Annotated in this window: 24 protein-coding genes and 2 riboswitches; of the genes, 3 read left to right on the top strand and 21 right to left on the bottom strand. The window is 36.8% G+C overall.

The window, feature by feature from the left end; genetic code table 11:
• Positions 1-11 precede the first annotated feature (11 nt).
• From LN736_RS02795 to purE, 8 genes are all read right to left on the bottom strand, one after another.
• Positions 12-1,019 (bottom strand): phosphodiester glycosidase family protein, encoded by a 1,008-nt coding sequence (locus LN736_RS02795; RefSeq protein ID WP_229980782.1) that lies wholly within the window; start codon positions 1,017-1,019, stop codon positions 12-14.
• A gap of 202 nt (positions 1,020-1,221) precedes the next feature.
• Positions 1,222-2,463: a phosphoribosylamine--glycine ligase gene (gene purD / locus LN736_RS02790; RefSeq protein WP_229980780.1), complete on the bottom strand. Its 1,242-nt coding sequence runs from the start codon at positions 2,461-2,463 to the stop codon at positions 1,222-1,224.
• A 26-nt stretch (positions 2,464-2,489) separates the two neighbouring features.
• On the bottom strand, positions 2,490-3,989 hold the full coding sequence (purH, locus tag LN736_RS02785) for a bifunctional phosphoribosylaminoimidazolecarboxamide formyltransferase/IMP cyclohydrolase (protein ID WP_179977004.1): 1,500 nt from the start codon (positions 3,987-3,989) through the stop codon (positions 2,490-2,492).
• Between the two features lie 20 nt (positions 3,990-4,009).
• Complete coding sequence (gene purN, locus LN736_RS02780; RefSeq protein ID WP_150358376.1) at positions 4,010-4,624, bottom strand: phosphoribosylglycinamide formyltransferase; 615 nt, start codon at positions 4,622-4,624, stop codon at positions 4,010-4,012.
• Positions 4,612-5,607 carry a phosphoribosylformylglycinamidine cyclo-ligase gene (gene purM, locus LN736_RS02775; RefSeq protein ID WP_179977003.1) on the bottom strand — a complete coding sequence of 332 codons (996 nt, stop codon included), beginning with the start codon at positions 5,605-5,607 and terminating at the stop codon, positions 4,612-4,614. The genes purN and purM overlap by 13 nt, the downstream gene beginning before the upstream one ends.
• Before the next feature lie 14 nt (positions 5,608-5,621).
• Entirely contained in the window at positions 5,622-7,067 is a 1,446-nt protein-coding gene (gene purF / locus LN736_RS02770; protein ID WP_229980778.1) for an amidophosphoribosyltransferase, read from the bottom strand.
• Between the two features lie 40 nt (positions 7,068-7,107).
• Complete coding sequence (purC, locus tag LN736_RS02765) at positions 7,108-7,815, bottom strand: phosphoribosylaminoimidazolesuccinocarboxamide synthase (protein ID WP_150358373.1); 708 nt, start codon at positions 7,813-7,815, stop codon at positions 7,108-7,110.
• A 1-nt stretch (position 7,816) separates the two neighbouring features.
• Positions 7,817-8,296, bottom strand: coding sequence for a 5-(carboxyamino)imidazole ribonucleotide mutase (gene purE, locus LN736_RS02760; RefSeq protein ID WP_150358372.1), 480 nt, complete (start codon positions 8,294-8,296; stop codon positions 7,817-7,819).
• Between the two features lie 156 nt (positions 8,297-8,452).
• Positions 8,453-8,553: riboswitch (purine riboswitch) on the bottom strand.
• A gap of 199 nt (positions 8,554-8,752) precedes the next feature.
• Between purE and LN736_RS02755 the strand changes: the two genes are divergently transcribed.
• Both LN736_RS02755 and LN736_RS02750 read left to right on the top strand, forming a co-directional pair.
• Positions 8,753-9,334 (top strand): GDSL-type esterase/lipase family protein, encoded by a 582-nt coding sequence (locus LN736_RS02755; RefSeq protein ID WP_150358371.1) that lies wholly within the window; start codon positions 8,753-8,755, stop codon positions 9,332-9,334.
• A gap of 136 nt (positions 9,335-9,470) precedes the next feature.
• The gene (locus LN736_RS02750) at positions 9,471-9,662 is read left to right on the top strand and encodes a hydrolase (protein WP_150358370.1); all 192 of its coding nucleotides are present in this window, start codon (positions 9,471-9,473) and stop codon (positions 9,660-9,662) included.
• 64 nt (positions 9,663-9,726) lie between these two features.
• Here LN736_RS02750 and LN736_RS02745 read toward each other — a convergent pair whose 3' ends face one another.
• From LN736_RS02745 to LN736_RS02725, 5 genes are all read right to left on the bottom strand, one after another.
• Entirely contained in the window at positions 9,727-10,308 is a 582-nt protein-coding gene (locus LN736_RS02745; RefSeq protein WP_150358369.1) for a YdcF family protein, read from the bottom strand.
• Positions 10,309-10,493: 185 nt separating this feature from the next.
• Positions 10,494-11,900, bottom strand: a complete 1,407-nt coding sequence (locus LN736_RS02740; protein ID WP_150358368.1) for an NCS2 family permease — start codon at positions 11,898-11,900, stop codon at positions 10,494-10,496.
• A gap of 74 nt (positions 11,901-11,974) precedes the next feature.
• Positions 11,975-12,076: riboswitch (purine riboswitch) on the bottom strand.
• Positions 12,077-12,221: 145 nt separating this feature from the next.
• Positions 12,222-12,434 (bottom strand): hypothetical protein, encoded by a 213-nt coding sequence (locus LN736_RS02735; RefSeq protein ID WP_179977001.1) that lies wholly within the window; start codon positions 12,432-12,434, stop codon positions 12,222-12,224.
• A complete protein-coding gene (locus LN736_RS02730; protein WP_150359001.1) occupies positions 12,431-14,134 on the bottom strand; it encodes a TaqI-like C-terminal specificity domain-containing protein in 1,704 nt (567 codons plus the stop codon). The genes LN736_RS02735 and LN736_RS02730 overlap by 4 nt, the downstream gene beginning before the upstream one ends.
• Before the next feature lie 29 nt (positions 14,135-14,163).
• On the bottom strand, positions 14,164-15,315 hold the full coding sequence (locus LN736_RS02725) for a metallophosphoesterase (protein WP_179977000.1): 1,152 nt from the start codon (positions 15,313-15,315) through the stop codon (positions 14,164-14,166).
• 249 nt (positions 15,316-15,564) lie between these two features.
• Here LN736_RS02725 and LN736_RS02720 point away from each other — a divergent pair, with 249 nt between their 5' ends.
• A complete protein-coding gene (locus LN736_RS02720) occupies positions 15,565-16,776 on the top strand; it encodes a S1C family serine protease (RefSeq protein ID WP_150358863.1) in 1,212 nt (403 codons plus the stop codon).
• A gap of 74 nt (positions 16,777-16,850) precedes the next feature.
• Here the strand turns inward: LN736_RS02720 and LN736_RS02715 are convergent, their stop codons facing one another.
• From LN736_RS02715 to LN736_RS02680, 8 genes are all read right to left on the bottom strand, one after another.
• Positions 16,851-18,026, bottom strand: a complete 1,176-nt coding sequence (locus tag LN736_RS02715) for an amidohydrolase family protein (RefSeq protein ID WP_150358862.1) — start codon at positions 18,024-18,026, stop codon at positions 16,851-16,853.
• A gap of 61 nt (positions 18,027-18,087) precedes the next feature.
• Positions 18,088-19,407 (bottom strand): glycine/betaine/sarcosine/D-proline family reductase selenoprotein B, encoded by a 1,320-nt coding sequence (locus LN736_RS02710; RefSeq protein ID WP_229980776.1) that lies wholly within the window; start codon positions 19,405-19,407, stop codon positions 18,088-18,090.
• 3 nt (positions 19,408-19,410) lie between these two features.
• Entirely contained in the window at positions 19,411-20,685 is a 1,275-nt protein-coding gene (locus LN736_RS02705) for a glycine/sarcosine/betaine reductase component B subunit (RefSeq protein ID WP_150358859.1), read from the bottom strand.
• Between the two features lie 259 nt (positions 20,686-20,944).
• Positions 20,945-22,084, bottom strand: a complete 1,140-nt coding sequence (gene grdD, locus LN736_RS02700; RefSeq protein ID WP_229980774.1) for a glycine/sarcosine/betaine reductase complex component C subunit alpha — start codon at positions 22,082-22,084, stop codon at positions 20,945-20,947.
• A 26-nt stretch (positions 22,085-22,110) separates the two neighbouring features.
• A complete protein-coding gene (gene grdC / locus LN736_RS02695) occupies positions 22,111-23,646 on the bottom strand; it encodes a glycine/sarcosine/betaine reductase complex component C subunit beta (protein ID WP_229980772.1) in 1,536 nt (511 codons plus the stop codon).
• Positions 23,647-23,764: 118 nt separating this feature from the next.
• Positions 23,765-24,235, bottom strand: a complete 471-nt coding sequence (grdA, locus tag LN736_RS02690) for a glycine/sarcosine/betaine reductase complex selenoprotein A (RefSeq protein ID WP_229980770.1) — start codon at positions 24,233-24,235, stop codon at positions 23,765-23,767.
• 45 nt (positions 24,236-24,280) lie between these two features.
• Positions 24,281-24,613 carry a thioredoxin family protein gene (locus LN736_RS02685; protein WP_179976992.1) on the bottom strand — a complete coding sequence of 111 codons (333 nt, stop codon included), beginning with the start codon at positions 24,611-24,613 and terminating at the stop codon, positions 24,281-24,283.
• 53 nt (positions 24,614-24,666) lie between these two features.
• A partial coding sequence (locus tag LN736_RS02680) for an FAD-dependent oxidoreductase (protein WP_229980921.1) occupies positions 24,667-24,835 on the bottom strand: 169 nt, incomplete at its 5' end.

Below are 24,835 nucleotides of genomic sequence, written 5' to 3'. Positions count from 1 at the left end.
TCCACTCTCCTCTAGGGTTTTACATATATGGCTGTAGCCACAGTCCTCTCCCCGTTCCAGTCACTTGGATTGTTTATGACCTCACCGTTTAAGTACATAGTAGTAGAAGATCCTCCATCCAGATTGCTTGCATTCACAACCCCCTGCTTGAGGAGTATATTCTGTACATCTTTCAAAGAAGCTCCCATTTTAAGTCCTTTCCTACCGTCTATGGCCAGCATGACTATGGTTCCATCTGCTTTTTGTCCTATAGCTGTCCTGGGGTTTAGTCCTTCATTTTCCACAGCTACAGTCTTACCATTTATTATGAGAGAATTTCTAAAAGAAATAGCCTCTACCACACCCTGGGAAAGTAATTCATTTAAGGTATGATCTCCCACTATGAGCCTTCCGCTTGGAGTAAAAGCCGTCACATTTATTTCTCCATCAGGATTTACATCACTGTATATGAGCTTTCCCCCGGATATTATAATTCCCTCCGGATAAGCCCCTGTTCCTACCCAGAGCTTTCCGCTGCTGGTTCTATCGGAAAATCCCCCTCCATTTATAGCAGCCACTGCTCCATTTCTTTTGGCTATCTCACTGGTCCTCTCTCCTACTTCCCTGAGTTTACTGGTATACCCTATTCGTATCCTTTTAGGATCGTCTATTTCCAGAATATAGCCGTTGAATTTTGAAGTATCTATGTCATACCTCTTTATACTCTTATCACCCACATGAGCTATATTTACTCCATTTAGATTTTCAGCTTCTGCACTGGTAGTCTGACCATTTTTCCCTTCCTGAAGTATTTGGTTTATCTTGTCTTTTGACAAAAATAAAGTAGCTATGTATTGATGGCTAAAAGTTGCCATAGCTGTTGCCACTATTTGATTTCTTACATTTTTAAAGGGACCGTAAAATACAAGCAATGGAGTAGTAACCACAACCACTACAAGCTCATAGATTACAAATATCAAAAACATTTTAAAAGAAGATCTCTTCTTCTTTTTCCTCTTTCTCCTTTTCGCATTACTCATATTAAAATAACCTCCATAAGATAAGAACTATTTTATATTTTACTATTAACTTAAAATTATTTCCACTTAAAAAGTATTATGTAACAATAAATTAAAAGCTGACCCTTTTTACAATGCACAATGTACAATGCACAATGTACAATTCACAATTAATGAGGGGTTTTCGGATAAAACCAAAAACCCCTTAGATTTGATATTTGAATTACTTTCCTATATCTTTTCTGAAATACATGCCATTAAAGCTCACCCTTTTAAGGTTTTCATAGGCACATTCAATGGCTTCCTCCAGATTGCCGCCAATTCCATAGGTTACAAGAACCCTCCCGCCGCTTGTTTTAAAAATTCCATTTTCTTTCTTGACACCTGCTGCAAAAATTTTGTTTTCCTTCTTCAAACCTTCTATTTCAAATCCGGTTTCATATTTTGCAGGATATCCTTTAGAAGCTGCCACTACACAGCAGCATGCACCTTTTCTCCACTCCAGCTTGAAACTCAAAAGTCTTTTTGAAAGGGCAGCTTGAATCAGATCCACAAAATCACTTTTCATAAGGGGCAGCACTGCCTGAGTTTCCGGATCACCCATCCTCACATTGTATTCCAAAAGATAGACACCTTTTTTGGTTATCATTATTCCAAAGAAAATTATTCCGGTATAATCCAAGTTCTCCTGCTGTATTCCCCTTAAAGTGGGTTCCATTATATTTTTTGCAAAATCTTCAAGCACTTTCTCACTGCAATAGGGGTTTGGTGCTACAGCTCCCATGCCGCCGGTATTCGGTCCTACACCGCCGTCATAAATTTGCTTATGATCCTTTGAAGATATAAAGGGAACAATGGTATTTCCATCTGTTATAGTCAATATTGAAGCCTCTACTCCCTGCAGAAATTCTTCAATAACCACTTTTTTTCCTGCCCCTTTGAACACATTCCTTATCATTAAATCTTCCAATGCAGATTTTGCTTCTCTGTAATTCTGACATATGAATACCCCTTTTCCGGCTGCCAGCCCATCTGCTTTTACAACCACAGGATAACTGCATATTCCAATATATCCCAAAGCTTTATCTATCTGATCAAAAACTGCATACTCTGCAGTTTTAATGCCATATTTTTTCATGAAATTCTTGGAATAAATTTTACTTCCCTCCAGCATTGCCGCTCTCGAAGAGGGTCCAAATATACTTAGACCCCTGTCTTTAAATTTATCCACAATCCCCTCTGTAAGCGGAACCTCAGGACCAACTACAGTAAGATCTATTTTTTCTTCCAATGCTAAATCCATAAGGCCATCCATATCCGTTATATTCACGTTACTGCACTTGTCTTCTATTTCTATTCCGCCGTTACCCGGGGCGCAAAATACTTTCTCCACTTTTGGACTCTGAGCTATCTTCCAGCAGATAGCATGTTCCCTTCCACCTGATCCTATAACAAGCACTTTCACTGCCTGGTTACCCCCTTCTATTAAAATTAATGTTTAAAATGCCTTACTCCCGTAAACACCATGGATATTCCATTTTTATTGCATTCTTCTATGGAATCATTGTCTCTTATAGAACCGCCGGGTTGAATTATGGCCTTTATCCCATATTTAGCAGCTTCCTTCACCACATCATTAAATGGGAAGAATGCATCGGATGCAAGTACAACACCATCTTTTGCCCTGTCAAGAGCCTGACAGGCAGGCCATATTCTATTTACCTGTCCTCCTCCAATTCCCTTTGCCATAAAATCCTTAGCCACCACAATTGCATTGGATTTTACATATTTGCAAACCTTCATTCCAAATATCAAATTGTCCATTTCCTCTTTTGAAGGTTTCTTTTCAGTTACAACCCTAACTTTATCTACAAGCTTTGTATCCGCAGATTGAACAAGTATTCCCCCGTCCAATTTTGCTATCTCGTATTCATTTGTAGGTTTGGCTTCGCACTTTATTATCCTGAGATTCTTTTTCTTCTCCAGTATATCAACTGCTTCTCCATCAAAATCAGGTGCTATGACTATCTCTACAAAAATTTTTACTATCTCTCCAGCAGTTTTTGCATCTACTTTTCCATTAAAAGCTATAATTCCTCCAAATATAGAAGTGGGATCACATTCATAAGCCCTTAAATAAGCATCATGAAGATCTCTCCCAATTGCCACACCACAGGGAGTATTATGCTTCACTGCCACGCAGCATATTTCATCAAATTCATTTACTGCTCTCCAGGCCATATCCATATCCCTCATATTGTTATAGGAAAGCTTTTTCCCGTTTAGCTGCTCAAAATCCTTCATAGGAGCTTTTCCCACAGTTTCTGTATAATAAGCCGCGCTCTGATGTGGATTTTCTCCATATCTTAAATCTTCAGATTTCTTATAAGACAGGCTTAGGTATTCAGGATATTCTTCTTCCAGCAGGAAATTGCTTATAGCTCCGTCATAGGCAGACATAAGGTTAAACACCTTTCCTGCAAGCTTTCTTCTAAATTCATATTTCACATCCCCGGAGGATTTTATTTCTTCAATTACTGGAGAATAATCTTCCACATCTGTAACCACTACCACATCTTTGAAATTTTTAGCTGCTGCCCTTATCATGGCCGGCCCGCCTATATCTATAAACTCTATTTTTTCATCAAAACTTATATCGTCACATACCTTGTCAAAAAAAGGGTACAAATTTACAACAACCATGTCTATTGGAAGTATGTTCTTGTTTTTTATGGTATCCATGTGTGCTTCGTTATCCCTTTTAGCAAGTATACCTGCATGTATTGCAGGATGAAGTGTTTTTACCCTTCCGTCCAGTATTTCATCAAATCCTGTTACTTCCGATACTTCTGTAACTTTTATATTGTTCTCTGCAAGGTACTTATATGTCCCTCCAGTAGATATTATCTCCACTTCCCTGCTGGTCAAAAATCGTGCCAATTCCAATAGACCATTTTTGTTGTAGACACTTATAAGTGCACGTTTTATCATAACTTACGCCTCCATTTATTTTATTTGCAAATTTGAACTCTTCCCTGTTTCACTGATATTTTATTTTGGGAAATAAGCCTGATAACTTTAGGAAGAGCTATGTGCTCCTCTTTTAATATTCTCTTTTGAAGCTCATAAGCAGTATCCTCAAAATACACCGGCACTGATTTTTGAAAAATTATAGGACCGCTGTCAGTGCCTGTATCCACAAAATGTACAGTGCATCCAGATACCTTGACACCTTTCTTAATTGCAGCCTCATGTACCTTTATTCCATACATCCCGTCCCCGCAAAAGGAAGGTATGAGAGAAGGGTGTATATTTATAATCCTGTTTTCAAATTCTGAAATCAGCTTTCCCTTAAGTATTGAAAGCCACCCTGCACATACTATCAGATCTGCCTTGTTATAGAGCAGTTTCAATATTTCATCCGATATTTTATCACCATAAACTTTTCTATCGAACACTTTGTACTTAATTCCATGTTTTTTAGCTCTTTCAAGAGCATATATACCAGCTCGATCCGTTATTAAAATCTCGATCCTGCAATTTTCAAGATATCCACTTTCCACTCCATCTATTATTGACTGAAAATCCGTTCCGCCGCCGGAAGCCAAAACCGCTATTTTAAACATACTTTCTTTTCCCCTCTTTTTACAGTTCCTATTATGTATGCACTTTCACCTATTTTCTCAAGCTCAGATATTATATTTTCAGAGTCCCCGGGGTCTACACAGAGTACAAAACCTATACCCATATTGTAGGTGTTGTACATATGCTGCTCATCCACTCCCAAGTCCATTATATATTTGAATATATCCGGTACATCATAGCTGTTTTTATGAATGACCGCAGTAAAGTCCTCCTTAAACATCCTGGGTACATTTTCAAAGAAACCCCCTCCCGTTATATGAGCCATGGCTTTCACATCAAATTTTCCCAGTAATTTCAATACAGGCTTTACGTATATTTTGGTGGGAGTTAGAAGTACCTTTCCCAGAGTACTGTCACCAAAACTGTCCTCAAAATTTCTTATAAGACTTCTCACAAGGGAATAACCGTTGCTGTGGACTCCGCTGGAAGCTATGCCTATAAGTGTATCTCCTTCTTTCACTCTGCTTCCATCTATTATATCATCTTTCTCCACAATTCCCACAGCAAAACCCGCCATGTCATAATCGCCTTTGGCATAAAATCCAGGCATTTCAGCTGTTTCACCGCCAATCAACGCACATCCCGCCTGAATGCACCCCTCTGATACACCCTTGACCAAATCTGAAGCAACTTCCGCCTGTAAATTGGAACAGGCCAAATAATCCAGAAAGAAAAGAGGCCTTGCTCCATGGCACAAAATATCATTTACACACATGGCAACACAATCTATTCCAACTGTGTCATATATACCCATCTGAAAAGCTATCTTCAATTTTGTCCCAACTCCATCGGTTCCGGAAACAAGTACAGGATTCTTATATTTTTCCAATTCAAACATACCTGCAAAACTCCCGAGCCCATTCAATACACCGGGAATAAAAGTACTGGCTGAATACTCCTTCATAAGCTTTACAGATTTATACCCTTCTTCAATGTTAACACCAGCATCCTTATAGGTTGTCATGATAAAACCATCCTTTACTCTAAATAATTTTTATCTTTTTCTATAGGTGCAGATATGGGATAGATTCCACTGAAGCATCCCACACAGTATCCTCTTTCAGCGCTGCAGTCTAAAGATTTTAAAATTCCATCTATACTGATATATCCCAGGCTGTCTGCTCCTATTTCCTCTCTGATCTCCTCTATGTTTGCATTGGCACCTATGAGATCTTTTCTACAGGGGGTATCAATGCCAAAATAGCATGGGTATTTTACAACAGGAGAACTAACCCGAAAGTGAACCTCTTTAGCTCCAGCCCTTCTCAATATCTCCACAAGCTTCCTACTGGTAGTTCCCCTTACTATGGAATCGTCCACTATTACGACTCTCCTACCCTCCACATTTACTTTAAGCGGGTTTAGTTTTACAGCTACAGCTTTGGATCTAAGTTCTTTTGAAGGTGATATGAATGTCCTTCCCACATATTTATTTTTTATAAAGCCTATTGCATATGGAATACCCGATGCCTCCGAATATCCAAGAGCAGCTGGTATTCCTGAATCTGGCACACCTATTACCACATCTGCCTCTACCGGATTTTCTTTATAAAGTATTTTCCCAGCTTTAATTCTAGAAGTATAGACATTTATTCCATCTATCGTACTGTCTGGTCTTGCAAAATATATATATTCAAAAGAACAGGTTTCACATTTTGTCTTTTCAGCAAAATTTATGGATTTGATTCCATCTTTGTCTATTATGACAATTTCTCCTGGAGCTACATCCCTTACAAAATCCGCGCCTATAGAATCAAGTGCACAACTTTCAGAACACAGTATGTAGTCACCATTTAACTCTCCTATGCAGAGGGGCCTTATCCCATTTGGATCTCTCACACCTATGAGTTTATCTTCCGTCAAAATAACAATGGCGTAAGAGCCCTTTACGGCCTGAACTGCATCCACTACGGCTTTGCCTATATCCTTCTTTGCTTCCCGTGCAATGAGACTCAATATAACCTCCGAATCCACAGAAGTCTGAAAAATATACCCTGCATCTTCAAGAAGTGCCCTTATGACATCTGCATTGACTAAATTGCCATTATGTGCTATGGCAATAGATCCCAGTTTATATTTTACTATAAGGGGCTGGGCATTATTTAAAGTGCTGGATCCGGCAGTAGAATACCTCACGTGACCTATAGCACTTTGTCCTTTCAAACTTTCCAGCAATTTTTTGTCAAATACATCCGAAACAAGTCCCATTCCCTTATGGTATTTGAATTCTTTTCCATCCGAAACTACAATTCCTGCACTTTCCTGTCCCCTATGCTGCAGGGCATACAGTCCATAATAAGTGAGAGATACCACATCCAGATCGTTTTTAGAAAATATACCAAATACGCCGCATTCATCTTTAAATTTATCTTCTTCCAGCTCAATACAGGAACAGGTATTAAATTTATCATTCAAAGTGCACATAAAATTCTCTCCTTTTATACCCATAAAATAAGGATTTAACTTAATTATTGCTTATTCTCTTCAATATTTCCTCATAGGCTTCCTTTACATTTCCCAAATCTCTCCTGAATCTGTCTTTATCCAGTTTTTCATTCGTCTTTGCATCCCACAGCCTGCAGGTATCCGGCGATATTTCATCGGCTAAAAGTATTTTTCCATTAAATTTTCCAAATTCAATTTTGAAGTCTATCAGTTTTATTCCCTGCTTTAAGAAGAATGTCTTCAAAACATCATTTATCTTTGCTGTCATATCATATATGGTTTTTAGTTCATCAAAAGTAGCAGCTCCAATTCCAACTGCATGATAATCATTTATAAGAGGATCCCCAAGCTCATCGTTTTTATAGCTCAATTCATAGACTGTAGTTTTAAGGGGAGTTCCTTCTTTAAGCCCCAGTCTTTTTGCCATGCTTCCTGCCGCCACATTTCTCACTATTACCTCCAGTGGTATTATTTTTACTTTTTTGCAAAGCTGTTCCCTGTCGCTCAATTTTTCCTCAAAATGAGTCTTCACTCCATGTTTTTCAAGAAGTTCAAACAGCATTGAAGTGATTGTATTGTTCATCACACCTTTATCTGAAATCTGTCCTTTTTTCTGTCCGTTAAAAGCCGTAGCATCATCTTTATAATAAATTATAACCTTGTCCTTATCATCAGTTTCATACACCTTTTTTGCTTTTCCCTCGTAGATCATATTTCCCTTTTCCATTTTATAATTCCACTCCTTTTCCATTTTCATTTATAAATTTTTCTTTCATATTTTTTCTATATTCGAGTAATTTATTCTTAATTTCAGAATATTTAAGTGCCAATATTTCCACTGCAAGCATACCCGCATTATAGCTGTTGTTTATACCAACTGTAGCTACGGGTATTGATTTTGGCATCTGTACTATTGAAAATAAAGAGTCAAGCCCTTCAACCGCTGCATTGAGCGGAACTCCTATAACCGGCAGAGTGGTGTTTGCTGCAATAACTCCTGGAAGGTGTGCTGCAAGGCCTGCACCCGAAATTATACATTCACAGCCTTCATTTTCCAGTTTTTTTACAGTTTCCAGAAGTTTTTCCGGAACTCTGTGAGCCGATAGAATATAGGCCTCATATTGTATATCGAATTCTTTCAAAGCTTTGGCGGCACCCTTCATCTTGTCAATATCAGAACTGCTGCCAAATATAATAGCTACTTTCATAAAATATATCCTCCTTTTACAATTCACAATTCACAATTCACAGTTCACAATTCCTGAACTCTGATACTTAAAAAAGCTCCTGAAAATCTACATCGTAAATTTCCAAGAACCCCAAAATCGGCAAACCAATTTAAAATTCAGCACAAAAAACACGCAGCTTTAAATCACTTCAACCATAGACGGGAAATTTACGGTTTCCTGTAGAAACTCCTAAACCAGATTATTAGGATTATATGGATGCTCCATTCGTACTTGTTTCTGATATAATTATATTAACATAGTAAATTATATAATTCAATATATTAATTTCAATTTATCTTTTAATATTCGTTTAATTTGAAATTGTATAATCATTTATGTGAATAATGTTCATATCATATCGAACATTATTCACAGGTAAACAAAACCACGGCAATTAATTCTAAAAGCTGTGAAAAATAAGGAGGTAATCAAAAAATGAAATTAGTATGTATAGGGGACAGTTTAACTTTTGGATATGGTGTTCCCGCAAATGACAATTGGGTGTCGCTTATAAAAGAACCCCTCCAAATGGAGGTATTGAATAAAGGCGCAAACGGAGATACAACCTCAGGAATGTTATCCCGTTCTTACGAAGATGTAATAAAAAATCATCCCAATTACGTACTGATCATGGGTGGAAGCAATGATTTCATGAGCAACAGACCTTTAAATATGGTAACAGACAATATAGCATTGATTGTAAAAGATGCCGTAAATTCTGATATAATTCCAATAATAGGAATAGAACCGGCTATAAACAAGGGTATAGCAATAAAAAGATGGGACGACATTCTAAACTATGACAGAATAAATGAGCTCCAAAAAGATTACAGAAATTGGATAATAACATTCTGTAGTGAAAATAAATTTCATTACATAGATTACTATAAATGTTTTCTTGAAAAATTAAAAGATACAAGTGCAAATCATCTATTTATAGATGGCTTACACCCATCATTATCAGGGCATAGATTAATGGCAGAGTGTACAATAAATTTCTTTAAATCCTCAGTGTAACCTTCTATATATAGGCTATTCTTTATTGACATTTTGCATATAAAGTGATACATTTAAAATGTAATATGAGTTATATATCACTCATTAATGGAATATAGCATATAGTATATTAATATCATATGGGGGGATTATTAAAATGAATACTACTTCCTGCTTTTCCAGGATACCTGAAGACTTACAAAAACAGGTTGACGAGTTGATTTCCAAATCTGGACTTTCAGCAAAGGATTTCATAAAGGAATTAGCTTATTGTTATAATATAGAAGATGCAAAATCAGATTCGATAGTATTAGATTATTCAAATTACTGGAATAGTTTCGTGGATTAAAAATATGCCTCATAAATCTAGATTATGAGGCATATTTTTATAACTCTACAGTTAAAATCAAATTTTAATTCAATTTGAGAATGTAATACTTCCAAACAGCTGGTATCTCTCTAATATATCCACTAATTTCCTGAGTTTTATAGGAGGATATAAACACTCCCGAATAACTTCCTTTTATATCCTGACTCTTTGCCATCAAGGATGCTCTTTTCAAGTGATACTTATTAGATACTATCACAGCACTGTGAAACCCCATTGCATTCATTATTTTTTTAGAGTTTATTAAATTCGCCATAGTAGATGAAGATTTATCCTCTACTATTATCTTTGAATTATCCATGCCTTTGGACAATAAATACTGTCTCATAGCTTCAGCTTCAGATATACTTTCTCCTTCACCCTTTCCTCCGGATACAATAATATATCTTCCATAACCTTTATTATAAAGCTCAAGCCCTCTATTCAACCTCCCCATTAAAAATGGGCTGGGGGTTGTGCCGTATACTCTGCACCCAAGTACAATTATACAATCCGATCTTTCAGGCTTCGTATCTTCCCCAAAAAACACTATTTGAAATTCCGTCAACAAAACGGCCACAAATGCTATAGTGATAAAACACACTGCAAATTTCAATTTACGGCTCATTTAAAAAACCACCTATCGCCTATCATTTACAATATCATAGTTTATTGAAAACGAAATTTCAACCTCTTATTCCTATATTTAATATTTTATTAATGTCTACAATAAACAAAGTATCACCCTGGATTTCAGGTGAAAAACATATTTCTCATGAATAAATTTCTCACCTAAATCCCAGAATAGTTCAATTAAAGCATAGCAAATCTAAATATAAAAAGTGCTGCAAGTACATATACTATTGGATGAACTTCCTTATATTTTCCTGTAACTAATTTAACTATCGGATAAAATATTATAGCTGCAGCAATACCATTTGCTATACTATAACTAAAAGGCATAAAAGCTATGGCAAAAAAAGCTGGAAGAGCTTCTGTAAAATCACTGAAGTCTATTTTGGTAACTACTCCCATCATAAGTGCACCTACGATTATAAGTGCTGGAGCTGTAGCCTCAGTTGGAACTATTCCTACAAGACCAGAGAAAAATAATGACAGTATGAATAATATTCCCACAGTAAAAGATGTAAGCCCTGTTCTTCCTCCTGCTGTAACACCGGCAGTGGATTCCACATATGTATTTACCGTACTGGTCCCAAGCAAAGATCCTATTGTAGTTGCCAGTGCATCTGACAAAAGTGCCTTGTGCATGTTTTTAACTTTCCCGTCTTTATCTACCATTCCAGCTTTTTCAGCTGTTCCCACAAGAGTACCTATGGTATCAAACAGATCTACCAGGGTAAAAGTTATGATTACCATAATCAAACTTGTAACAGCACCTACCATACCTGCTTTTCCTATTCCCAGAAGTCCTTTAAAATCGAAGGCAAAAAGCGTAGGCGAAAGTGAAGGTGGAGCACTTATAAGCTGTATACCTGAAGTGTGGGTTACCCCAAAAGGTATGCCGATTATAGTAGTTAAAATTATGCCTATGAGTATGGATCCTTTTACATTTCTTGCCATAAGTATAGCTGTAATTAAAATACCTATGATTGCAACAAGTACATGAGGTGTGGTCAGTTTGCCAAAAGCGACTAAAGTAGCAGGATCAGATATAACAATACCTGCATTTTTAAGACCTATAAGAGCTATAAATAATCCTATACCACCTGATATGGCCAATTTCAAATTATAAGGAAGAGCATTGACAATTTTTTCCCTTATAGATGTAACTGTAATTATTATAAATATTATCCCCGATACCAAAACTGCCGCCAATGCCTGCTGCCATCTATATCCCATTCCTATACAAACACTATAGGTAAAGAATGCATTGAGTCCCATACCAGGTGCCTGTGCAAAAGGAAGGTTTGCATAAAGTGCCATCACAAAAGTTCCAATAGCTGCCGCTATACAGGTTGCTACAAATATCGATGCAACCACGGGATCATTGATTGCAGAAAGTCCTGCCTTAACTGCAGCATCTCCCATAAGATTCTTGCTGTTCATACCAGCCTGCATAAGTACGCTGGGATTCACAAAAATTATATAAGCCATGGTAATAAAAGTAGTAACGCCCGCTAAAATTTCTGTTCTTGCATCAGTGTGATTCTCAGTTAATTTAAAAAATGAATCCAGTTTAGATCTTTCAACTTCCATGTTGATACCTCCAAAATAAAAAATTTCTAATATGAATTATGGAATAATCCAAATTAGAAAATACTTGAAATATTTTCTTCCCGGAATCCACTCATAGTCAGAAGTTTTGGCCTTCTGGTAGAAACTCTTGAACCATATTATATCAAGATTATACGAATGTTTTTCAAAAGAATTTATTAAATTTACGTAATTATATTAACATCATATATATAATAAGTCAATATATTTTAATAAAATAAGTTTGATAATATTCTTTACATATAAACACTATATAATTTATACCGCCTACATAGTTCGTTACATATCGAATATTATAATTGATCATTTATTTCTACACATGTACAGTATCACCAATATTATAACAAGTATTAAAAAAGGCAGTGAAAATACAATCTTCAAAATAATTCCTATTATGGCAATAATAAAGGCTGCTGCTATTATAAGTCCTACAATTGGAAGCATCACAATTCCCACTATAGACAATACCAAACACAAAGTTAATATCACAAATAAAATGCAAAACAAGGTTATCATAAATAATTCCCCCCATTTAATTTTCTGCCACCTTTTTTCCCATCTCTGCTATTTTGTACTTCATCCACTATAATATATCTGTACTTATAGTCAATATTATATAGGTTAAATACAGTTTCGTCTAATTTTTTTTCAAATCTACTTTTTTCCCCTTTTTCATACATTATTTTATTTACTAATTTTTCAACTTCACTCCTATATTCATAACTGCATTCGCATATGGGTATCCGATCCAAACTGTACTTTTTAATCTGGGGGGTCGAATTGGGATTTGTTATTAGAAAATTTAAATAGTACCATTGAATTAGGGTTGAATTTAAAATTCCCAGAATATAATAAATGGAAATTTTCCTGTTCTTGCCCACTATACCATACAGGGATTGTTCTATTATGCATCCTTCACAATCCAGTGCTGCTATCAGCTGGCTCCCAGTTTTCCTTATAACTATTTTATTTTTACTGGCAAGTTTTTTTATATCCTTGGTTCCTCCCTTTATATTCTCAGGTATAAAATCATAATAACAGCTGCCTTCTACCTTAAATTTTCTTATATTTTCGCCCTTTAATATTTTAACTTGGCTAGAGCTGATCTTATTTGAAGTCACTTTAGATCTATATCCTATGAATCCAGTAAAAGTACAGCATATGTCAGAAAGCATTTTACTGGATTTTTCAATACCTTCCTTTATAAACAGGCTCTCTGAATTATAGCAGTAAGAGAACTCAAAATTTAAGTTTTCCAGATATTTCTGCTGATCCACAGCATACATCCTCTTTTTACATATGTCTATATTTACTTTATTGTACATTCTGCAGCCATTTTCAGCTATAATAATCATGGAATCGGCATTTACTTCCGGAAATTTTATTTCAAAGACCAGATTCAATATGCTATAATTTTCAAGTAAATTTTTTCTAAAATCTCTGTAATAAAGATTACTGGCCAGTCTATCTGGAATTATAAATCCAAATCTTCCATGAGGTGTTAAAAGTTCCATAGATCTTTTTATAAAATATTCATATAAATTGGGTAAATACGTATTTCCACTATAATTCTCACTATAATACTTCGTCAGCTTATCCTCTTTTTTATATTTTCTGCTGAGGGATATCCATGGTGGATTTCCCAGTACATAGTCATATTTTCTCTTCCAGAATTCAGATATATCTCCACAAATTTCTCCATTTTCATGTTCTTTTTCCCATTTTATCAAACTGTTGCAGCATATGATATTATATTTAAACTCAAAATCAATTCCACTTTTATTGCACAAATTTATTCTTGCCAGTTCTACGGCAAATTCATCTATATCTGCGCCGTATATACATTCCCTGAGTATATGATAGCCCAGGTTAGAGTACTGCCAATATTCACTGCCCTTTATATATCTGATTCCATTTTTATCTTCAATCCTATAATCTTCATCCTTAAAATTCTGTCTAATAAATTCTAAATTCTCGCTGAATTTTTTCATTAAAATTTCATACACTTTTATTAAAAAATATCCACTGCCGCAGGAGGGATCCAGCACCTTTACAAAAGGATTTTTTTTAACGTCCAAATCGGACATAATATTTTCCACTATATAATCCACTATATAGTAAGGTGTATAAAAACTGCCCTTTTTTTTTCTTTCTTCTAAACTCATAGATTTTTCATACTCTTCACCTAGCACAGTGTATTTCCGCTGTTTATCCATTGGAAACTGTCCTCCTCCTTATTGAACTTTCAATTCACGGCTCCTTTGAGAATAACTTCAACAATCTCTGATCTACTATGAATTCTTATAGGCGGACCCCAAGTTCCAAATCCCGAAGAAACTATAATATTAAATTTACCATCTTTTAAATATCCCCAATCAATCTTAAAGATTCTTTTCGTTATAAGATTTAAAGGATGAAGCTGACCCCTATGGGTATGTCCGGAAAACTGAATATCTATCCCCGCATTTTTACAATTTTCCAAATCTACCGGCCTATGATCTACTGCAATCAGTAATTTTGTCTTGTCACATCTATCCGTCAATTGAAATATATTTTTTCTCTCTTTACCTGTAAAATTCTTATAGGCAATATCGTTTCGTCCTATTATATAAAATCTATTATCTATACCTTCAAATTCATCTACCAAAAGTTTTATATTCAATCTCTTATACTCTTCTGTCATATACCCAGTATTTCTGCCAATATATTCATGATTTCCAAACACCGCATATACACCATAGGCGGAATCTATATCTTTTAATGGCGTCAGAATATCTTTCATTTCTTTCAAATCCACATCATCATCTATAATATCACCTGCTAAAATAACCAGATCAGGTTTCAATGAATTTACATTTTTAACTAAATTTTTCACTCTGCTTTTGCCCACTATTCTACCTGCATGAATATCAGATATCATCACTATGTTCAATTTTTCAATTCCATTTATATTTTTCTCAACTTGTAAATTATATTTCGACAGTCTTATTGAATTTGCATTATAAGTTCCAATTATTAAAATAACACATATTATCATCATTGAAACAGCATAAAATACAGCTCTCCATTTAATTCCATCTGAAATATAAGCAAAAGGCAAAAGATAGCAGGTCAATTTGATAATTTGAAATATTATCACAGCTATTATAAAATAAAAAATTACAGCTAGCCAATAGCATCCTATTAAGTAAAACATCTTACTTATAAATTCAGGCAGGATTTTTTTGAAAAATTTTCCTATAAAAAAGGACAATACAAGCAGCAAAAACACAATCCAATAGACATATGAATTTATAAAAGTCACAAAATATTTAAAAGTTTCAAAAACAGTTATACCAATATACAAATTTACACCGGTAAATATAAATACAGATAATATACCAATTACATATATCATAAAATCACCTTAACTTAATCGAACTTTCCAAATTAAATTTTCTCCTATAAAATATAGAAGATAATTGTATAATATTATAATAATTATATCAATACTTTTTTAATAAAAGCATAAAAAATCTGTAACATATAATAAACAGAATTGTCATACTCAGTTTACAGTTTTGACATATAGTTGTAACAAAAAAAAACTATCATATAACCATGATATAATATAGTTATTAAAAGCTCATAGAAGGAGGAATTTTACATGGATGATAATTATAACAAAAATCAAGATACTGCAAGAATGAACATATTATCCCGTTTCAAAAATAAATTTTCCCAAAAACATTCCAGAGGCAAAAAAATTTTTTCATATATATCCCTGGCATTGATATCCAGCTTGATAGGCGCCTCTCTATCTGCCGCAGCTTTTTTATATGTAGTTCCAAATACAGACTTTTTCAAAAATACACCACTTTATGAGACCATAAACTCAACGCAGACAAAGCCTTCACAGACACAGGTTTCCCCTATATCCACTTCAAGCAAGAGCGGCCTTACAATAGCAGAAATAGCTAAAAAAGTAAGCCCTGCAGTAGTGGGTGTTTCCACTAAATCCATATCCCAATATTCGGATATGTTCGGTTTTTCAGATGGGCAAAGCAGTGAGGACGATGGAATGGGTTCAGGCATAATAATAAACTCCGATGGATATATACTCACAAATTACCATGTGATACAGGGTGCTCAGAGCATAAGTGTCATATTGAGCAATAAAAAAACCGTATCCGCCAAAGTTGTAAATTACGATGAAAATCAGGATCTGGCTGTAATAAAAGTAACCACTAAAACTGAAATGCCGGCAGTGGCCGAACTCGGAAACTCTGATAATGTTCAGGTAGGAGATTCTGTAGTAGCCATAGGCAATCCCCTCGGCAAGGAACTTTTAGGCTCTGTCACAAGTGGTATTATAAGTGCTACAAAAAGAGAAATCACTGTGGGTAACACCACTCAAAGCTTTTTACAGACAGATGCAGCTATAAACCCAGGAAACAGCGGCGGTGCCCTTGTAAATTCACTTGGGCAGGTAATAGGAGTAAATTCAGCTAAAATAGGTGGAAACGGGGTTGAAGGTATAGGATTCGCCATTCCTATAAATACAGTGGCTTCCAAGTTAAACGGCCTCTTAAAACCAATATTGAAAATCGGAATTGCCTGCGTGGATATTGACTCCAGCCTGTCAAAGAAATACAACATACCTGAAGGTGTTTATGTAAAGGAAATTGAAAAATCCAGTCCCGCTGAAAAGGCCGGATTGGAACCAGAGGATATCATACAAAAATTTGACGGCAAATCCATAAAAACCGTAGAAGAAATAAATAAAATAAAATCCACCCATAAATCCGGTGATACAGTTTCAGTGGTAATTTATAGAGATGGATCTACCAAGACACTTCAACTGACACTGACAGAATAGAATATTTAAAAAAGGAACCTGCTTGCATAATTAAATTATGCAGCAGGCTCCTTCATTTCTGTATTTAAATTTTCTTATATGTGTACTGCAGGATCAACATCTACCTTTACATTTTTAAGAGGATAATCCAGCCATTTCATTTCTTCTTTATTAATTATAGCTGTAGGAATAATATATTTCTCAGGGAAAATTTCTTTGCCAACACAATCAATAAATTTTCTGGATGCAGGAGCAGATTTACTAAGCTTAAACAATGTTGCATTATGCAGTCTTCCCTTCAAATTGCACCAATCACCCAGCTGTAATATTTTAGCAGGTGATGCTGTCACCGCTTCTATTACATCCACAAGATCCATGCCCGCAGCACACAATTTAGTCATTGTAGTCGGAAGATCATAAACAGGACCGTTTATGCCTAGAACATGAGCATCAGAGCTAATAGTAAACGGAGGATATCCTGCAGCTATTGCCCTCTTTGCAACTTCAAAACTAAAACTGCCTATTCCATGGGCTACATCCATAAGAACACCGCGCTTTAAAGCTCTTTCCATAGCAGGAATCGGTTTGCCCTCAGACGTCCAGGGTGAATTTAATTTCCCGTGATAAACATGAGATATTACGTCACCTGGAGCCAGAATATCCAGTATATCCTCGATGCACGGCATAGGCAGCCCAATGTGTACCATAAGGCGCATTCCCGTTTCTCGTGCAGCTTTAGCTGCAAGTTTTACCGGCTGTATACCCATTGCACCGACAGTGGTTTTTTCAGCTCTAATTTTGATGCCGCAGACAAAGGGACGATTTGCATTGGCCGCTCTCACCGTTTTTGCTACATCCATTGCGGAAATATCTGTAGCTTCAGGTATTTGTGCCAAACCAGTAGAACATATATTTAACCAGGCTTTAAATGGAGTATTAAAGGCAGGTGCAACATATTTTCTCAATCCAGTAATGGTAGCTTCACCTGAACTTCCAGCATCAGCTATAAAATGAACACCGGTATCAAATCCAATTGAATCCGGAGGTATGGATATGGCTCCTACGCCATAGTAAACATGAGCATGTAAATCAATCCAGCCAGGACTCAAAAATAACTCTGCATCCTTGGCTTGATCAGAGGATTGCTTCAGAAAAAACCCATCTGAATCATGGCATAATTCAGCCGGCCATATTTTTTTTGTAGAAGGATCTATAACATTCACAGATATTGGCTCAGTTGTATTAACACTATATTTATTATTCTTAACCATAAAGAATAACCTCCTTTTAATTTTAACATATTGTCATATTATCACATTGGCTATTTCCAGCTTAAATTTCCTCGATTACCGATTTACCCTCTTCCGGCACTTCTTCAAGCATTTTCAAAGCTTTCTTGACAGCATTTTTACGATAGGCCACTTCATTTTTCTTTGGCAGCGAAGGATCGCCAAAAACATGCAAGACGCTGTTTCCACGAAGAATTCTGTTAGAACCTATACCTTCGGCGATTTTTGTCAAGTTCGTCACTTGAACAATAGGAACACCAGCACGTTCGATTTCTTTTGTCATCACTGCACCACAGCGAGAACTAGTTCCTCAGGTGGACGTCAATATAGCCGCATCAACCTTGTGTTCTTTCATTATTTTGGCAATACCTTCACCAAATTTCTTACCTTTCTCCATAGGAGTCATCACACCTGCAGTTGTAAAATATGAATCAAATAAAGAACCGATGACACCTTCTTTTTCAAGCGTCCTCATTGCATCAACTGGCACAAGACGGTTGGGATCATCAAGAACAAAGGCATTATTATAACCTTGATGTCTTACTTCATAATCCTCAGGACTTAGTTTGTCCTTTCCTTCAATTGAGTAATATTTAAAACAAGTTGAATTGGTAACAACCATATTATCAGGGTTTCCCTTTGGTACTAGGCCTCCATCAGTAACAAGTGCAATTTTTGCTTCTGACAAGGGTTTATCAAGTACCGGCACCGGAATTTTTTCATGATTGGGCATAACCACTTCCGTTCTATAAGGCTTATTGTAATACTTAGCTAAAAGCATGTTAATGGCTCGTTTTGGTGCTGGTATTGAATAATCGATTTCAATGGCCGGACCGCTTCCATGGTAATCTTCCTTCTTGCCATCCCCAATTGCTTCTCCTGACACCAATCGAAGGGAAAAATCAACTATTTTTTTTATAACTTCTCTCATCTTCCTGGCATTGTTTTCTGTTTTGAGAATATAACAGCGATCTTTATACATATCAGTTCCAGGATTTTCAGCATATAATGCTGTAACGCCCGGAATTTTCAGTGTTTCAACAACTGCTGCTGTTGTCGCACCACAGGCCATGCCATATCTGCCAGCATTGAATCCAGGACCGGCAATGAACATATCTGGATTGTATTTTTTTACAATTTTAACCACCTTAGGTACTACTGTTTCCAAGTTTTCCGCAATATGATTGTCCCCACAAATAATCGTAGCCACAATTTCCGCTCTGTCACCAAACGCATTTTTCATTGCTAAACCTGGCCCCACAGGCTCTTCTTTAACAACTATATCCATACCTGCAGTATCTTCTCCACCAAATCCTCCATAAAACTGGTTTATATAATGAACTATTCGATACTTTTTAGCCATGATTTACACCTCTTCTTTCCATGGAATATTTGAATCCGTAGTCACATAGCAATCTCCCAGCTGGGACCATATTCCCTGATATGCAAAATTGGTGGTATGATCGAAAGGTCCCCAAGGATCAATACCAGCTAGACTAGGAACTCCGGCATTCTCCCCAATCAGTCGTTTAACTCTCGGGTGATGAAGCGTATAATTACGCCCGCTGTTGACAACAGCATCAACTTTAGGATCTGAGATCACCAGCATGTCACCCGGTCGATCATTGGACACAGCCGAGAGATTCATTACACAGGGCATACCCATTTTTTCTGCCCAGTTAAAAGCCAGCGCCGAATCAAGCTGGCAATGTCCCATACCTGACTTATTGATCACAACACAATCCGCTTTTAATGTGTCACGGCATAATGTCGCTCCAATCATGCCCATGGTATTTTTACCGTCAATTTTCATAACGTTATTTGCGAAAACAACTCCCACAAATTCAAGATCCCTGCCGTGGCGCTTCATAAGTTCCCTGATATACAGCTCGTTTTGCAGGTAATAATTACATTCCCAATATCGCCATAGGAAAGCTCCATCAAGCACTTCGGTAGGCTGAACTATGATTGGGAGAAAATTAAGCGCGCTTTGCCCATAGTACAATATATTCCAAGTATCATGTGAGGCCATATGGGTAACAAAGTATGCCACTTTAGGTAGAGGCTTGCCATCCTTTCCTGGGCCAACTGGTCCGAGCTCAAAGACTTCTTTTTCATCTGGCTTTAGATCAACACCAAGCTTAGCCAAATATACATTTGCCGTCAGTGAAGCATGTTTTAACGCTTCCGCATAACTTAAATCACTGACACCCTCAGCTGGTGCAGCATCGATAACGACATGATAATGTCTTGAAAAATGAGTGTATTTTGCACATGGACCGCCCATATCCATATAATATTTAACATTACACTTTGCATAATAAATGTCTGAAACAACTACACCTCTAAGTGCTACCGTTTCCCCTTCACCTGCAGGTGCCAGTTTTCCCCAAATTCCCGGATAAGATTCTTCCGGATGTTCTTTTTTACAGCGCGGCTGCATGATGTCATGCACTGCCAGCATTCTGCAGCTCTCACCAGGGTATACCAATTGGATATTCATCCATGCAAACAAGTCATTATTAATCAGGTTATAAAGCTCTTCCTTATTAACTGTTAACACACCGTTAACCAACTCGGATTTATTTCCGAATTGAACCTTTTTAACATCGATATAATCGATTTGCAGACGTTTACTCATAACTATAACCATCCTTTCCCTATATTCAAGTCACGAATTGTTATAAAAATATTTATAACTTGAGTCAAGTTTATAATTAAATTATAGTAAACCAGCAGATAATATTCATTGAACTATTCTGTAATGTTAATGTAATAAAACGTTTACTTTTTTTTAGAAATTGTACTTTTTTATATTAGTTGCACTCATTTCCTTGTAATTTATTGTCATGATAAATACGGAATCTTTGAAGATAAATAAGAGGGTTGTTTTATCCCTCTTATTTATATCCTGCTTCCTTTAAAATTTTTACGGCTTTTTCACCCTTTTGAGAACTTACCAGAATCACAGGCCCTGTACAGCCCATTCCGTTTTCAGAATATATACCTTTTTCCCATAATACCCTGCAGGCATTGTCCAGTTCCAGTATATCTATTCCCGGTATTGCATAGGTCACAACTTCCTTAGGTGGTACTTTCACCTCTTCAACCTTTGAGGGTTTATCCTTTTTCAATATTTCCTCCAGCCCTGCAGCCTCTGCTTTTTGAAATTCATTCTTCGCCGCCCGCAGTACTTTTCCTTCAGCACACATCGCACAGTATTTAAGTGCTTCACAGATAAGAGGTGCCCCAGAAGCCCTGGATACTATATTTATCAGTTTATCATAATTTTCCCCTATTCCCGGACCATATCCATATCCCAGAGTCTCATAATTTCCTCCGGTAGTATAGGCTGCAAAAATCTTTATGAGCAGATTTCCGGTCAGTGAATCACAAACCATGACATCCGGGGTACCTGAAAGGAGGTCATTTCCCCTCATCAGTACTTCTCCATTTTTCCTGAGAGATTGAGCAAAATCAATACCATATCCCCTGTTCTGCAGTTCTACAAGCGCCCTCTGTGTACCCCTGGCTCCATCTACATTCAAAATCCCCACGGTTGGATTATCTATACCAATGGACTTTGCAACTGCAATGCCGGCTATGGAGTTTTTGACCATACTCTCCACCCTATTCGTGGCCATAGTACCCGTAGTGGTTGAAAGTATCATATTTCTGCCGCTTCCCGGTGCAGCCATCCTACCTACAGTCGATACCCCTATAGGAAAATCAAAATGCTGTGTCACACACCCATCTATCTTCTTTTCCTCAAGAAGACTTACCATTTTCTTATGACCTTCTTCTGCACTGCTTACTTCTACAGATTCAAACCCACAGTCAACTTTCGGCCCTATGAGCACTATATCAAAATCACCGTATTTACTCCCCGCCAACTGTGCAGCTTTTATCATCTCCTCTGCTCCATGTTCCGAGCCATAAACTGTAAGTCCTATTCTAGGCCTCCTTTTAAAGCTTCCCTTTTCTATACCGTCAGCTATATCCTCAAATGCTTCCGCAATCAATTTTTTTGTCCTGTCCATAATTCCCCTCCTCTGTATCAAAAATTCTAATCATCCATCAACTGCTGTGCAAATTTTCTTATCTCCCGTGCTATGATCTTCTTTACCTCATCTTTGGATACTTCAGTATTCTCCTCTTTCCCGCCATCGTTCTTTTCTACAAGTATAGATACTCCATCAAACAGATTTGTCATTCTTCCCAGAAATAAACTCCCCTTACCTATTACCATAAAATTGTTCAATTTTCCACTCATTATATGTTCTATGCCGTGTCCTATAATAGGAACGCCGGATGGTATATGTCCCTGAGTGGGTGCATATCCCGGATAACCATGTTCTTTGACAAATAAAGGCAGCTGTTTCCTCTCAAGCTGTCCACTTTTAACCGCCAGAGCCCCTATCATCTTATAATTTTGTGTCGGTACATCCCCGGCACCTGCCGGCTCTGTTATATCAGGTATCTGCATTTCAGGTGCAAACTTATCCACATCCGTAATTTTCATTCCTTTTTTAGTCAGAGGATCAAGTACCAGAGCCTGTATTACAGCCTGGGGAGCAGCACCGTGGGCTATTGTATGTCTCCCAACTACATCAGTTCTGAGTACCGGGCTTATTCCATCATTTTCCGACACAAGAACTGCAAAACCCCCGAGGCAGTCCTCCAGGATAGGTATATTTTTTTTCACATGGTCCTTTCCATTCATTCCAAGTTTGGCAGTACATCCGCCTGCAAACACTACCACGTTCTTATATACACCAGATTGTACAAGAGCTGCAGCTGTAATCAGTGCATGGGCAGGTCCCGCACAAAAACCTCTCATATCAACTCCAGTGGCGCCTTTTATTCCTGCTATTTCGCCACAGGCTTTGGCAGTATTTCCACCTCCCCTTTGATTCATATCACCCACGGCTTCTTCTGAACATTCTATTAGATAATCAATTTGACTTACATCCAATCCAGAGTTTTTTACAAGATACATCAGTGCCAGAACGCCCGATGCCTTTACTGACAAGTTTTCAATCATGGTATGTGCCGACAGATTCGGATCAAATTCGTGGGCCCTTTTCACGCATCCCACAAGTTTGTCATCCCTGTAAAGGCCCTCTGCTATGCCATCATTTACAAGCCTTTTAATATTTTCTATGCTCTCTCCCTCTTTCAAGTCATCAATTCTATCTTTTAAGATTGGATGCCTCTTAAAGCTCTCTTTTACAGCCTCCGTAAAGGATTTTTCCAAGATCACCAGATCAAATACATCGGATATCTTCAACAATCCATAAAACTCATCCTGACACATTATCTCTCCAAACTTGCCAAACCTCGATGAGCCATCAACTTTTTCATTATACCAGGGTCTTTTTCTTTCACTCAATTCTTCTGGAGCCATGTTTCCTATATAAGTTTGATTTGGCGCATAACTGACTACATTTTCAAATGATCTCAAGTGGTTTTTTATCTGCTTCAGATAATCCGAATCCGGATTTGTCTTCCTCTCCAAAGTTTGGGTAGTGCCATTATGTACCACCATATCCGGCGTATTAACTAAAACATAAGAAGCTCTCTTAACAACGGGAAAATTCATTTTAAAACCTCCTATTTATTTTAATAATAGCATGCATTCCTGCATGCTATTATTCTTTATTCTAATATCAACACTATTTTCTACCAAAAATTTTTCCTTTTTAATGAAATTATTTATATTATTTATTATATTTTGAATACTGGTCTCTTATAGTCTTTACCTCACTTATAATATCTTCTACATCAAGAACCATTTCCATCATGCTGCACTGTTCATCATAAACTGCAGCATCACATTCTTCCTTTATTTCAGGTTCTACAATATGATAGACAGCCAGTCCAAGTGCTACTCCTGCAAGCGGTCCAGCAAAAGTCGGATCTCCCGCACTTACCGTTTCTGCAGAAAGACCTGACGCTTCTGCCTCTGCTCCACCTAAAATTACAACTATATTTTCTGCACCGTATTTTTCCGTCAAATCTTTTACCCTCTGTTGGATCTCCAGATCCATAGCTCCCGCAGCCGTTCAAACGAAACATTCTGTAGAAGCAAATATAACCTCTGCTCCGGCTGACTTTGCACAGGCCTCAATAGCCTGGCCAGGTATACCGTCCCTATCTCCTATCGCAATTACCTTTTTACCTTTTAACATATTATCTCTTCCTTTTTTAATATTTATTTTGAACTTTATTTAATTTTAAAGCTTATCATATGTAGATTTTATAAAGCTCTTCACATCATCAAGAGTATTTATTTTATCTGCAGTTATAGTGTCCATTTTTTCACCGTTTTTATATATAATCATCGTCGGCAGTCCTAGAACTTTTTGAGAAATTGCTAACCTCCTTGCACTGCTTATATTAAGGCTGGCAAATTTTATTTTGTCACCATATACTTTTTCCAAGCCATGTACTCCAGGCATTAATTGTTTACAAATTTCACACTTATCGCCCCAAAAGTCAACAAACACTGGCTTTTCAACATATTCAGTAATTTCAGCATCCCAGTTTTTCTTGTTTAATTCTATCATTTTATTAACCCTCCTATTTTTATAACTGCCTTAATAAGGTAGCTCAGTATTTATTATTTCAATGATTCTAAATAGTGCTCAGCAGTAGTTGCTGCTATAGCACCATCAGCTGCTGCAGTTACTACTTGTCTTAAGGATTTTTTTCTTATATCACCTGCGGCAAATACTCCTGAAATATTAGTTCTCATATCCTCATCTGTCACAATATAACCTTTTTCATCC

Origin of the sequence: Clostridium aromativorans, assembly GCF_020908015.1 — a bacterium.
Lineage (GTDB): Bacteria > Bacillota > Clostridia > Clostridiales > Clostridiaceae > Clostridium_B > Clostridium_B aromativorans.
The sequence above is the reverse complement of the archived record's forward strand: the minus strand, read 5'-3'. Positions and strand labels throughout refer to the sequence as shown.